Source organism: Mycolicibacterium madagascariense, assembly GCF_010729665.1.
GTDB classification, from domain to species: domain Bacteria; phylum Actinomycetota; class Actinomycetes; order Mycobacteriales; family Mycobacteriaceae; genus Mycobacterium; species Mycobacterium madagascariense.
The window spans coordinates 4,866,277-4,879,927 of sequence record NZ_AP022610.1 but is presented as its reverse complement, the minus strand read 5'-3'; the positions used below and the strand labels follow the sequence as shown (position 1 = coordinate 4,879,927).

8 protein-coding genes are annotated in these 13,651 nt (G+C 68.0%); 3 read left to right on the top strand and 5 right to left on the bottom strand.

Annotation, left to right across the window (positions count from 1 at the left end):
* The first annotated feature begins 1 nt into the window (after position 1).
* Positions 2-2,146, top strand: a complete 2,145-nt coding sequence (locus tag G6N60_RS23020; protein ID WP_163741587.1) for a 3-hydroxyacyl-CoA dehydrogenase NAD-binding domain-containing protein — start codon at positions 2-4, stop codon at positions 2,144-2,146.
* A 63-nt stretch (positions 2,147-2,209) separates the two neighbouring features.
* On the opposite strand, the gene G6N60_RS23015 is transcribed toward G6N60_RS23020, so the two are convergent.
* Positions 2,210-2,569 (bottom strand): nitrogen regulation protein NR(II), encoded by a 360-nt coding sequence (locus G6N60_RS23015; RefSeq protein ID WP_163741585.1) that lies wholly within the window; start codon positions 2,567-2,569, stop codon positions 2,210-2,212.
* Between the two features lie 73 nt (positions 2,570-2,642).
* Positions 2,643-3,374 (bottom strand): GAF and ANTAR domain-containing protein, encoded by a 732-nt coding sequence (locus G6N60_RS23010; RefSeq protein WP_163741583.1) that lies wholly within the window; start codon positions 3,372-3,374, stop codon positions 2,643-2,645.
* Between the two features lie 295 nt (positions 3,375-3,669).
* On the opposite strand from G6N60_RS23010, the gene G6N60_RS23005 reads away from it, so the two are divergent.
* Positions 3,670-4,659 (top strand): LLM class F420-dependent oxidoreductase, encoded by a 990-nt coding sequence (locus G6N60_RS23005; RefSeq protein WP_163741581.1) that lies wholly within the window; start codon positions 3,670-3,672, stop codon positions 4,657-4,659.
* A 617-nt stretch (positions 4,660-5,276) separates the two neighbouring features.
* Here the strand turns inward: G6N60_RS23005 and G6N60_RS23000 are convergent.
* Positions 5,277-5,756 (bottom strand): hypothetical protein, encoded by a 480-nt coding sequence (locus G6N60_RS23000; protein ID WP_163741579.1) that lies wholly within the window; start codon positions 5,754-5,756, stop codon positions 5,277-5,279.
* 166 nt (positions 5,757-5,922) lie between these two features.
* Here G6N60_RS23000 and G6N60_RS22995 point away from each other — a divergent pair, with 166 nt between their 5' ends.
* Complete coding sequence (locus G6N60_RS22995) at positions 5,923-11,625, top strand: beta strand repeat-containing protein (protein ID WP_163741577.1); 5,703 nt, start codon at positions 5,923-5,925, stop codon at positions 11,623-11,625.
* On the opposite strand, the gene G6N60_RS22990 is transcribed toward G6N60_RS22995, so the two are convergent.
* A complete protein-coding gene (locus tag G6N60_RS22990) occupies positions 11,626-11,976 on the bottom strand; it encodes a VOC family protein (RefSeq protein ID WP_163741575.1) in 351 nt (116 codons plus the stop codon).
* Positions 11,973-13,622, bottom strand: a complete 1,650-nt coding sequence (locus tag G6N60_RS22985; RefSeq protein WP_163741573.1) for a DNA repair helicase XPB — start codon at positions 13,620-13,622, stop codon at positions 11,973-11,975. The genes G6N60_RS22990 and G6N60_RS22985 overlap by 4 nt, the downstream gene beginning before the upstream one ends.
* Positions 13,623-13,651 lie beyond the last annotated feature (29 nt).

Genomic DNA, 13,651 nt, shown 5'->3' with positions numbered 1-13,651 from the left:
CATGGCAGAGAACACGATTCACTGGGACCAGGATGCCGACGGCATCGTCACGCTGACGCTGGACGACCCGACCGGGTCGGCCAACGTGATGAACGAGCACTACCAGCAGTCCATGCAGAAGGCCGTCGAACGCCTTGTCGCCGAAGCGGATTCGATCACCGGCGTCGTCATCACCAGCGCCAAGAAGACGTTCTTCGCCGGCGGCGACCTGAAGGGCATGATCACCCTCGGCCCCGAGAATGCCGGTGAGGCGTTCGACATGGTGGAGGCCGTCAAGGCCGATCTGCGCAAGCTGGAGAAGCTGGAGAAGCCCGTCGTGGCCGCCATCAACGGCGCGGCACTCGGCGGTGGCCTCGAGATCGCGCTGGCGTGCAACCACCGCATCGCCGCCGACGTGAAGGGTAGCCAGATCGGCCTGCCCGAGGTCACGCTCGGCCTGCTGCCCGGCGGCGGTGGCGTCACCCGCACCGTACGCATGTTCGGCATCCAGAAGGCGTTCATGGAGATCCTCAGCCAGGGCACGCGATTCAAGCCCGCCAAGGCCAAGGACACCGGTCTGGTCGACGAACTCGTCGGCTCCGTCGAGGAATTGGTGCCCGCCGCCAAGGCGTGGATCAAGGCCAACCCCGACGCGCACACGCAGCCCTGGGATCAGAAGGGTTACAAGATGCCCGGCGGCACGCCGTCATCGCCCGGTCTGGCCGGCATCCTGCCGTCGTTCCCCGCACTGCTGAAGAAGCAGCTCAAGGGTGCGCCGATGCCCGCACCGCGCGCCATCCTCGACGCCGCGGTCGAGGGCGCGCAGGTCGACTTCGACACCGCCAGCCGCATCGAGAGCCGCTACTTCACCCAGCTCGTCACGGGCCAGGTCGCCAAGAACATGATCCAGGCGTTCTTCCTGGACCTGCAGTCGATCAACTCCGGTGGGTCGCGGCCCGACGGGATCGGCAAGACGCCGATCACCAAGATCGGCGTGCTCGGCGCGGGCATGATGGGCGCCGGCATCGCCTACGTCTCGGCCAAGGCCGGATTCGACGTCGTGCTCAAGGACGTCAGCCTCGAGGCCGCCGAGAGGGGCAAGGGCTACTCCGAGAAGCTCGAGGCCAAGGCGCTCGAGCGTGGGCGCACGACGCAGGAGAAGAGCGACGAGCTGCTGGCTCGGATCACGCCGAGCGCCGATCCGGCCGACTTCGCGGGCGTCGACTTCGTCATCGAGGCGGTGTTCGAGTCGGTCGAGTTGAAGCACTCGGTGTTCCAGGAGATCGAGGACATCGTCGAGCCCAACGCGCTGCTCGGGTCGAACACCTCGACGCTGCCGATCACCGAGCTGGCGACCGGCGTGAAGCGTCAGGACGACTTCATCGGCATCCACTTCTTCTCACCGGTCGACAAGATGCCGCTCGTCGAGATCATCAAGGGCGAGAAGACATCTGACGAGGCGTTGGCCCGCGTGTTCGACTACACGCTGGCCATCGGCAAGACCCCGATCGTCGTCAACGACAGCCGTGGCTTCTTCACCAGCCGCGTCATCGGCACGTTCGTCAACGAGGCGCTCGCCATGCTGGGCGAGGGCGTCGCGCCGGCGAGCATCGAGCAGGCCGGTAGCCAGGCCGGCTACCCCGCGCCCCCGCTGCAGCTGTCCGACGAGCTCAACCTCGAGCTGATGCACAAGATCGCCGTCGCATCGCGCAAGGGTGTCGAGGACGCGGGCGGCACCTACGAGCCGCATCCCGCCGAGGCGGTCGTCGAGAAGATGATCGAGATCGGTCGCCCGTCGCGGCTCAAGGGCGCGGGCTTCTACGAGTACGCCGACGGCAAGCGCGTTGGGCTGTGGTCGGGTCTGAAGGACACCTTCAACTCAGGCAGCACCGAGATCCCACTGCAGGACATGATCGACCGAATGCTGTTCGCCGAGGCGCTCGAGACCCAGAAGTGCATCGACGAGGGCGTGTTGACGACCACCGCGGACGCCAACATCGGCTCGATCATGGGCATCGGCTTCCCGCCGTGGACGGGTGGCTCCGCGCAGTTCATCGTCGGCTACGAAGGGCCGGCGGGAATTGGCAAGGAGGCCTTCGTGACTCGCGCCAAGGAGCTGGCCGCCCGCTACGGCGAGCGCTTCGAACCGCCGGCGTCGCTCACCTAGTCGACGGCTCGCGCGAAAGTCCCCGGAACAACGGCGTTTCGGGGACTTTTGCGTTGGGCGCTCCTAGAGCTCCTCGACCCAGAACTGCTCGGTGATGTCGTCGAACGACGTCAACGCCAACTCGTCCTCGGCGACCACCAGGGTGCCGCCGACCTTGGCCTGCACGGCCGTGCCGTCGAGGTGCGCCAGCTGCACGACGTGATCGGCGTTGTCCTGCATCGCGGCGATGGGTGATCGCCCGTCGGTGACGGGCCCAAAGATCTCGGGATAGGTCAGGGTCAGCACGAGCTCCGGGGTGTGCCCCAACATGTCCGCGAACGCCCAGTTGGCGAACACGATCGTGCCGTCTCGAGCCAATCCCAGAACGGGCACGTCCATCCATTCGAGGACCGGCAGCGCGGTAAGCCCGTGCAGCAACGTCATGGCCGGGGAGGCCCGACGCGTGATCGAGCGGCCCCGGTGTGACGGCGGCTGAGGTGAGATGGGTGAGATGGGGCTACTCCGCAGCCGCGCTGAGCACCGCCGTCGTATCGGCGCCGTCGACCACGTCGCGAGCCAGATCGGCGAGCCGCCGGTTGGTCCTACGGGCATGGGAACGCAGGAGATTGAAGGCGCGGTCCATGTCGACGGCACCGCGTTCGGCCAGCACGCCCTTGGCCTGCTCGATGATCAGCCGGGTGTTCAACGCCGTCTGCAATTGCTGGTTGACGACCTCGGATCTCGAGAGCACCCGCTGGTGCAGGATGCCGATCGTCGCGACGTCGGCAAGCGCCTGGCCCACCGCGAGATCCTCGTTCGCCAGTGGACCCTCCGTGTCGAGGAACAGGTTCAGGGCACCGACCCGTTCGGTCCGCAGCCGCAGGGGCAAAGCGGCGACCGCCCGGAATTCGTACTCTCCGGCACGCTCCACGAACGCCGGCCACTGCGCGGTGTGTTCGACGAGATCGTCGGCGAGCACCGCGACCCCGCTGCGGTAGGCGTCCAGACACGGTCCGACGTCGGCCTCCACCTGCAGGAGCTCGAGCAACCTGGATTGCTCGCTGCTGGAGGCGAAGACGTGCAGCTCGCCCTTGGCGTCGCCGAGCAGGATGCCCGCGGCCTTGATGGGCAGGAGCGACATCGAGCTGTCGATCAGCTGCTGCGCCAACTCGACGACGTCATAGTCGGCGACCAGGGTGTCGGCCAGCGTGACGAACGCGGCCGCCAGTCGTTCGTAGCGTTCCTTCACGTGCCCGTTTCCTCTCCATGGCCCCCGCGGTGACGCTGGCGTTCGCACATCTTTCCATTCACCGTTTCACCCCTTGCGTCATTCGGGTCCGCACCGGGGTCGGGCCGCGCAGAGCCCGCTCGACCAGCACGGGCAACGTCGCCGAGCGTCACCCCGGAGGCGACGGCAACGCTCGCACTCGGCGGCCCGGCCGGTACCCGGCGGCCGCGAGCACGGTTACTCCAGCTTCGACACTACGGTGATGCACCGCCCAACGACAGGTTCTGGTGCGGTCGCGTCGCCTAGAGTCGCACGCATGCGCTTCGGGCTCTTCATACCCCAGGGTTGGCGGCTGGACCTGATAGACATCCCCACCGCGAGTCAGTGGGAGGTCATGCGGGATCTCGCCGCCCACGCCGACGCCGGACCCTGGGACTCGCTGTGGGTGTACGACCACTTCCACACCGTTCCGGTGCCCACCCGTGAGGCCACCCACGAGGCCTGGACGCTGATGTCGGCCTACGCCGCGACGACGTCGCGCATCAAGCTGGGCCAGATGTGCACGGCGATGAGCTACCGCAATCCGGCATACCTGGCGAAAGTTGCTGCGACGGTGGACATCATCTCCGGCGGCCGGGTGCAGATGGGCATTGGCGGCGGGTGGTACGAACACGAATGGCGCGCCTACGGTTACGGATTCCCGTCGGCGGGGGTGCGGCTGGCCCGCCTGGACGAGGGCGTGCAGATCATGCGTGACGCCTGGCGCGACGGGATCGTGAGCCTAGACGGCAAGCACTACCAGGTCGACGGCGCCATCGTCGAGCCGAAGCCGTTGCAGGAGAACGGTATTCCGCTGTGGATCGCCGGTGGCGGCGAGAAGGTCACGCTCAAGATCGCCGCCAAGTACGCGCAGTACACCAACTTCACGTCCGAGCCCGACGGTTTCCGGCACAAGTCCGCGGTGCTCGAGGGGCACTGCGCCGACGTCGGCACCGATTACGGCGCCATCGTGCGATCGGCGAACTTCAACGCGATCGTGGGGACGTCCGAGGCCGAGGTGTCCGACCGCGTGGAGCAGATCCGGGCGCGACAGCAATCGAAGGCCGACCCGCAGGCGGTGGAGGCCATGCTGTCGAACGCGACGTCGCCCGACTCGGCCACGGGAACACCCGAGCAGGTGATCGAGCGACTGACCCGGCTGCGCAAACTGGGATGCGACTACGCCATCATGTACTTCCCCGACGCCGCCTACGACCGTTCCTCCCTCGAACTGTTCGAGCGCGAGGTCATTCCTGCGCTTAGCTGAGCGCATCGACTCCGCGCCGTCGGGGCCGACTGCCGATCGCGCCACAGCACAACCTTCAAGACGTCCTCCGTCAGGCTGTCGTCGTCACGGGCGGGGTGCTCGTCGTCGGTGGGTGGCGACATGGGCGCACTTCGTTCACCAACGAAAATGCCGGCGGCGACATTAACTGTCGCTAGCGTCAAAAGCGGGTTGACCAGCTTTCAGGTGACGCTCAGCAAGTACCTAGTTTGCACGGTAGTTGCGCTTGCAACAACCGGCCGGTGACGTTGACGGAAATGTCGCGGTCGCGGAGCCAGGGCTGTCTACGCTCGCGAAGCTGACGAAACACAACCACGCTCAGCAACCACGACGGAGCCTCGGACGACGCTGAGGGAGCAGCGGGAGCGACCACGTACAAGCGTCGCTGACAGGCCTCCAACCACCAAATCCAGACGACTGCGAGCAGGCCACTGAGCGAGGTCGTCACTGAGCGCGCGCGCAAGAGACACCGGAGTCGAGCACATGTCTGCAAACACATCGAGGCACCGCGTCGGGCGCAGCGGGAGAGCGTTCCCGCTGTCATTCGACGCCGCGGCACAGTCCGGTCGCCCCAGGCATGCGATCGCGGCGTCGACGAGCTACGCCAGATACGTGGGCCGGGTGGGCGCGCTCGCCGTGTCACTGGGCGTGGGAATCGCCGTGGCCACCGCTCCCGGAATGGCCCACGCCGCCACCGAGTCCGACGCCGACGCCGGTCCGACGTCCACCGGTGACAGTGGCGAGCACACGTCCCCGCAGCCGTCGGTCGGACCATCGACGACCACCTCGACGCCCGGCGCTTCTGCCTCGACCACTTCCGGCACGGGCGGGCGGCGCACGCCGAAGACGCACGTGAGCAGCTCGGGTGGCGCGCACACCTCCACCCATGGCACCCTCGCCGGCGAGACGGCGCCCTCGTCCAGCGACGCGGCGCCCTCGTCCGACGACCACTCCACGACCTCGGCAACGGCCCCGATCGAGGCGTCCGACCCCGCGACCGATCCGTCGCCGATTCCGGTGTCCGACAAACCCTCCGAGCCGCAGGCGTCGGACGCGCCAACATCGTCTTCGACGTCCACGCCGAGTCATGCTGGCGGTTCGACCCGCTCGAGCGCCAAGCCCAAGAAGGCCAAGGCGCCCAAAACCACTGCACCGGTTGCCGACTCGACCGTCAGCGGTACCGAGTCGACGTCGTCCGCACATCTCGAGGCCCCGGCGGTCACCGCCAACGCGGCGAGTGTCCACGTGCTGAGTGCCCACGCGGCGAGTGCGCCCGTGGCGCCAACGCTGACTCCCGCCGCACCCGGCGCGGCACTGCTGGCGACACCCGGCTCGGTTGCCGGCGCGTTCTCTAGCTTCGTCGGCGCCCTGCTGGCGCCGTTTCTGGCGCCGAGTCCCACGGCGCCCGCACAGATGCCCGTCCTATGGACGGTCCTGGCCTGGGTGCGACGCGAGATCGTCCACACGTTCTTCAACCGCAGCCCCATCGCCGCGCCCATTCAGACCGGGCAGACCCTCGCCGGCGTCGTCACCGGCAAGCTCAACGCCAGCGACCCGAACGGCGACCCGCTCACCGCCACCGTCACCCGCCAGGGTGCTTTCGGCACCGTCGGGCTGGCCGCCGACGGCACCTACACCTACACGCCGACCGTGACCGTTCCCGCGACGGGGCTCACCGACTCGTTCCAGGTCGCGATCGACGACTCCGGCGGCGCCCACCTGCGCGGCGTCCTCGGCGCCGTCGAGCAGTTCTTCCACTCGGTGGCGCTGGCGGTCGGACTCGCCCAGCCCGACACCGTGGTCAAGACGGTGAACGTCGTCGTCGCCGGATCGGTCGTCGGCGGGAGCATCCCGTCGGTCGTGCTGACGTCGGGGCCGCTGGTGTATCCGTCGACGGGTGGGCCGAAGCCGCTGGACCCCGCGGTGACCGTCGTCGACGTCGACTCGGCTCAGCTGTCGGGCGCCAAGGTGAGCATCAGCGTCGGCTACGACGCGCTGACCGATTCACTCGGATACTCGTCGGCGGGCGGTCCGGTCACGGGCAGCTTCGACGCCGCGACCGGAACTCTGACGCTGTCCGGGACGGCCACGGTGGCGCAATATCAGGCGGCGCTGCGGTCGGTGACGTTCACCTCGACCGCGGCAGACCTCGTCGGGGCGCGGACCGCTTCCATCGTCGTGACCGCCGACGGCGTCGACAGCCTGCCCGGTCTGGTGGCCGTGGTGATGGCGGGCGTGCCGGTGAATGTCCCGTCGGTGGTGTTGGCGTCCCCGGTCAAGCTCTACACCGGCAACGGCACGCCAGTGGTGCTGGATTCGAATGTGATTGTCGCCGATGTCGATTCGACGCAAGCCACCGGCGCGACGGTGACGATCGGTGCCGGCTACACCGCGGGGGTGGACACCTTGGGATACACGGGTCCGTTGTCGTCATCCTTTGATGACGCCACCGGCACCCTCACCCTCACCGGCGCCGCCTCGGTCGCGGATTACCAAGCGGCCCTGCGGTCCGTGACGTTCGCCTCCACCGCGACCGTCGGGGTCAAGACGGTGTCGATGGCGGTGACCACGGACGGCACGGTGGGGACGCCGGGGGTCATTGCAGTGACGGTGGCGGCGTTGCCCCCGGTGGGTCTGCCCTCGGTGGTGTTGACGACCCCGGCCACGCTCTACACCGGGAACGGGACGCCGGTCGTGCTGGACTCCAATGTGATTGTCGCCGATGTCGATTCGACGCAGGCCACCGGCGCGACGGTGCAGATCGGCGCCGGGTACACCGCGGGGGTGGACACGTTGGGATACACGGGTCGGTTGTCGTCATCCTTTGATGACGCCACCGGCACCCTCACCCTCACCGGTGACGCCTCGGTCGCGGATTACCAAGCGGCATTGCGGTCGGTGACGTTCGCCTCGACCGCGACCGTCGGGGTCAAGACGGTGTCCATGTCGGTGATCACCGACGGCACGGTGGGGACGCCGGGGATCATTGCAGTGACGGTGGCGGCGCTGCCCCCGGCCACCGGCCTGCCGTCGGTGGTGTTGACGTCCCCGGCCACGCTCTACACCGGGAACGGGACGCCGGTGGTGCTGGACTCGAACGTGATTGTGGCGGATGTCGATTCGACGCAGGCCACTGGTGCGACGGTGACGATCGGCGTTGGCTACTCGGCCGGGGTGGACACGTTGGGATACACGGGTCCGTTGTCGTCATCCTTTGATGACGCCACCGGCACCCTCACCCTCACCGGAGACGCGTCAATAGCGGATTACCAGGCGGCGTTGCGGTCGGTGACGTTCGCCTCGACCGCGACCGTTGGCGTGAAGACGGTGTCGATGTCGGTGGTCACCGACGGCACGGTGGGAACGCCGGGGGTCATTGCGTTGACGGTGGCGGCGCTGCCGCCGGTGGGTCTGCCCTCGGTGGTGTTGACGACCCCGGCCACGTTGTACACCGGTAACGGCACGCCGGTCGTCCTGGACTCCAATGTGGTTGTCGCCGATGTCGATTCGACGCAAGCTACCGGCGCGACGGTGCAGATCGGCGCCGGGTACACCGCCGGGGTGGACACGTTGGGATACACCGGTCCGTTGTCGTCATCCTTTGATAACGCCACCGGCACCCTCACCCTCACCGGCGACGCCTCGGTCGCGGATTACCAAGCGGCCCTGCGGTCGGTGACCTTCGCGTCGACCGCCATGGCCGGCGTGAAGACCGTGTCCATGTCGGTCATCACCGACGGCGCGACCGGCACGCCGGGCACGATCGTGGTGACCGTCGCCGCACCGCCCGCGTCGACCGGCCTGCCGTCGGTGGTCCTCACGACCCCAGCCACGCTCTACACCGGGAATGGAACGCCGGTGGTCCTGGACTCGAATGTGATTGTCGCCGATGTCGATTCGACGCAGGCCACTGGTGCGACGGTGACGATCGGCGTCGGGTACACCGCCGGGGTGGACACGCTGGCGTACACCGGTCCGTTGTCGTCATCCTTCGATGACGCCACCGGCACCCTCACCCTCACCGGTGACGCCTCGGTCGCGGATTACCAAGCGGCCCTGCGGTCGGTGACGTTCGCGTCGACCGCGACCGTCGGGGTCAAGACGGTGTCGATGGCGGTGGTTACCGACGGCACGACCGGCACCCCGGGCACGATCGTGGTGACCGTCGCCGCACCGCCCGCGTCGACCGGCCTGCCGTCGGTGGTCCTCACGTCCCCAGCCACGCTGTACACCGGCAACGGAACGCCGGTGGTGCTGGACTCCAACGTGGTTGTGGCGGACGTCGATTCGACGCAGGCGACGAGCGCCACGGTCAAGGTGACCACGGGCTACGCCGCGGGGGTGGACACGCTGGGATACACGGGTCCGTTGTCGTCATCCTTTGATGACGCCACCGGGACGTTGACGTTGTCCGGTGATGCCTCGGTCGCGGACTATCAGGCGGCATTGCGGTCGGTCACGTTCGCCTCCACCGCGACCGTCGGGGTCAAGACGGTGTCGATGGCGGTGATCACCGACGGGGCGACGGGCACGCCGGGGATCATCGCGGTGACCGTCGCCGCCCCGCCCGTGTCGACCGGTCTGCCGTCGGTGGTCCTCACGTCCCCGGCCACGCTGTACGTCGGGAACGGCACGCCGGTGGTGCTGGACTCGAACGTGATTGTCGCTGATGTCGATTCGACGCAGGCGACGAGCGCCACGGTCAAGGTGACCACAGGCTACACCGCGGGGGTGGACACCCTGGGATACACGGGTCCGTTGTCGTCATCCTTTGATGACGCCACCGGCACCCTCACCCTCACCGGCGACGCCTCGGTCGCGGACTACCAGGCGGCGTTGCGGTCCGTCACGTTCGCGTCCACCGCGACCGTCGGGGTCAAGACGGTCTCGATGTCGGTGATCACCGACGGCGCGGCCGGCACGCCGGGCACGATCGTGGTGACGGTGGCCGCCCCGCCCGTGTCCACGGGCCTGCCGTCGGTGGTGTTGACGACCCCGGCCACGTTGTACACCGGAAACGGGACCCCGGTGGTCCTAGACTCCAACGTGGTTGTCGCTGATGTCGATTCGACACTGGCGACCGGCGCGACGGTGACGATCGGTGCCGGGTACACCGCCGGGGTGGACACCTTGGGATACACGGGTCCGTTGTCGTCATCCTTTGATGACGCCACCGGCACCCTTACCCTCACCGGAGACGCGTCAATAGCGGACTATCAGACGGCTCTACGGTCGGTCACGTTCGCCTCGACCGCCACGGCCGGGGTGAAGACGGTGTCGATGGCGGTCATCACCGACGGCGCGACCGGCACCCCGGGCACGATCGTGGTGACCGCCGCCGCGCCGCCCGCCGCGACGAACGTCCCGCCCCTCGTGGTGACGTCCGGTGCTCTCACGTACACGGCCGGCGGCGCGGCCGTGGCCCTCGACCCGGGCATGACCGTGGTCGACATCGACTCACCGACGCTGGCAGGCGCGACCGTCTCCATCGCTATCGGCTATGTGCCGGGCACGGACTCGCTGAACTATTCGACGATCGACGGCATCGGTGGCGTCTACGACGCAGGTACCGGCGTTCTGACGCTGACGGGCGTGGCCTCGGCCGCGCAGTACCAGCAGGCGCTGCGCTCGGTCACGTTCGCCACGACCGCTTCGGCACTCGCGGCGATCAAGGCGGTGTCGGTAGTGGTCACCGACGGCACGGCCGCCAGCATCCCCGGCACCGTGGCGGTAACGGTGCTGGCGCTGCCCGTCGACGTCCCGCCCCTGGTCGCCACGTCACTGCTGTCGGCGGTGCCGTACACGGCTGGTTCCGCTCCGGTGCAGTTGGACCCGTCGGTGACGGTGACCGACCTCGACTCGACGTTCCTCTCGGGCGCCCAGGTCTCGATCACGGGCGGGTTCGCTGCGGGTGACACCCTGAGCTTCACCCAGGGCAACGGCATCAGCGGGACCTACGACTCGAGCACGGGCGTCCTGACACTGAGCGGTGCCGCCACGGTCGCGAACTATCAGCAGGCGCTGCGCTCGGTGGCGTTCGCGACGAACTCCTCGGCGATCGCAGCCCTGAAGACCGTGTCGATGGTGGTGACCGACTTCGACGGCGCATCGAGCGTTTCGCTGCCGTTGACCGTGGCCGTCGCATCGTTGCCGATCAACGTGGCACCGGTCGTCGTCAGTTCCCTGGCCAATCCCGTTCCGTACACGGCGGGGAATTCACCGGCAGTGCTCGACGGCGCGGTGACCATCCTCGAGGACTCCAACACCCTGACGGGTGCGACGATCTCGTTGGGGATCACCAAGCAGTCCGGCGACACGCTGGCATTCACCCCACCATCGGGCAGTTCCATCACCGGCACCTACGACGCCACCACGGGCGTCCTCACGCTGACCGGCACCGGAACCGTCGACCAGTACCAGACGGCGCTCCGCTCGGTCACGTTCGCCACTACCTCAGCGGGCTTGGTCGGATTGCGCACGGTGACCATGGCGGTGACCGACGGCTCTGGGGCGCAGAGTATCTCAGTGCCGTTGGCCGTCACGGTGGTGGCCAACACGGCTCCGGTCGTGTCGACGACGTTGGTCAGTGCGCTGGTCTACACGACGGGGTCCGGTCCGACGCCGCTCGACCCAGGGTTCGGCGTGGCCGACTCCTCGACCTTCATGTCCGGGGCCACGGTGTCGATCACCGCCGGTAAGGGGTCGAGTGACGCGCTCACCTTCACCCCGGCCAACGGGATCACCGGCAGCTACAACGCCGCCACGGGGGTGCTCACCCTCAGTGGCACGGCCACGGCAGCGCAGTATCAGTCGCTGTTGCGTTCGGTGAACTTCTCGACCACCACGTCCACGTTGTTCTCGGCTGCCAGGACGTTCGCGGTCGGCGTCACCGATCAGCAGGGTCTGACCGGCACGGTGGTGTTGCTGATGACGGTGCTGGGCTTGTGATCAGGAGCGATGGCCGAGCACGTTGACCACGTTGCCCGCCGGGTCTTCGAAGAAGAACCGCCGGACGCCCCACTCCTCGTCGCGCAGCGAATGCACGATGCGCAGACCGGCCGCCACCGCCGCCGCGTGGGCGGCGTCGACGTCGTCGACCTCGACCGACACGTCGGGATCGACCGGGGCGGTGAGATCGGTTGTCATCAAACTGATTTGGTGACGGCGGTCGGCGTCGGCCAGGGTGACGATCCAGCCGTGGTTCATCACCTCGGTCAAGCCCAGTGTCTCGACGTACGCGTCGCGCGTCCGTTCGAGATCGTCGACCACCAGGTTCGGCACGACCCGCCGTACCGTCATACGGCCGGGCCGAGCAGATCGTCGGCGTCCTTGATGACGTAGCCGTACCCCTGCTCGGCGAGGAAGCGCTGCCGGTGGGCGGCGTACTCGGCGTCGAGGCTGTCGCGCGACACCACCGAGTAGAAGATCGCACCGCCACCGTCGGCCTTGGGGCGCAGCAGTCGGCCCAGCCGCTGGGCCTCTTCCTGACGGGACCCGAAGGTGCCCGAAACCTGAACGGCCACACTGGCTTCCGGGAGATCGATGGAGAAGTTGGCGACCTTGGACACCACCAGCGTGCGGATCTCGCCGGTGCGGAACGCCTGGAACAGCGTCTCGCGCTCGGCGGTCTTGGTCGACCCCTGGATCACCGGGGCGTCGAGTTCGCGGCCCAATTCGTCGAGCTGATCGAGGTAGGCGCCAATCACCAGGGTGGGTTCGCCGGGATGGCGGTCCAGGATCGACTTCACGACCGCGACCTTGGTGTGCGCCGTGGAGCACAGCTTGTAGCGCTCCTCCGGTTCGGCCGTCGCGTAGAGCATCCGCTCGTTCTCGGTCATCGTGACGCGGACCTCGATGCACTCCGCGGGCGCGATCCACCCCTGCGCCTCGATGTCCTTCCACGGCGCGTCGTAGCGCTTCGGCCCGATGAGGCTGAACACGTCACCCTCGCGCCCGTCCTCGCGGATCAGCGTGGCGGTCAGGCCGAGTCGGCGCCGCGACTGCAGGTCCGCCGTCATGCGAAAGACGGGGGCGGGCAACAGGTGCACCTCGTCGTAGATGATGAGCCCCCAGTCGCGGCTGTCGAACAGCTCCAGATGCTTGTACTCGCCCTTGGTCCGGCGGGTGATCACCTGGTAAGTCGCGATGGTGACCGGGCGAACCTCCTTGCGCTCGCCGGAGTACTCGCCGATCTCGTCCTCGGTGAGCGACGTGCGCGCGATCAACTCCCGCTTCCACTGCCTGCCCGCCACGGTGTTGGTGACCAGGATCAGCGTCGTCGCGCCGGCCTTGGCCATGGCGGCGGCGCCGACGATCGTCTTGCCCGCGCCGCAGGGCAGCACGACCACGCCGGACCCACCCGCCCAGAAGGAGTCGGCGGCCATCTCCTGATAGTCGCGCAGCTCCCAGCCGTCCTGCGCGAGGGAGATGGGGTGCGCCTCGCCGTCGACGTAACCGGCGAGATCCTCGGCGGGCCAACCGATCTTGAGCAGCATCTGCTTGATGTGGCCCCGCTCGCTGGCGTGCACGATGATCGTGTCGTCGTCGATGCGGGCGCCCAGCATGGGGGCGATCTTCTTGTTGCGCAGCACTTCTTCGAGCACCGCGCGGTCCAGGCTCACCAGCACCAGACCGTGCACGGGGCTCTTCACCAATTGCAGGCGACCGTAGCGCGCCATGGTGTCGACGATGTCCACCAGCAGCGGCTGCGGCACCGAGTAGCGCGAGAACGACACCAGGGCGTCGACGACCTGCTCGGCGTCGTGCCCCGCGGCCCGCGCGTTCCATAGCGCCAGGGGCGTGATGCGGTAGGTGTGGATGTGCTCGGGCGCGCGTTCGAGTTCGGCGAAGGGAGCGATCGCCGCCCGCGCCGCACCCGCGAGCTCGTGGTCGACTTCGAGCAGCACGGTCTTGTCGGACTGCACGATCAGAGGGCCGTCGGTCATACCGGGTCCCCGCTTCTCGCTGTGAACGT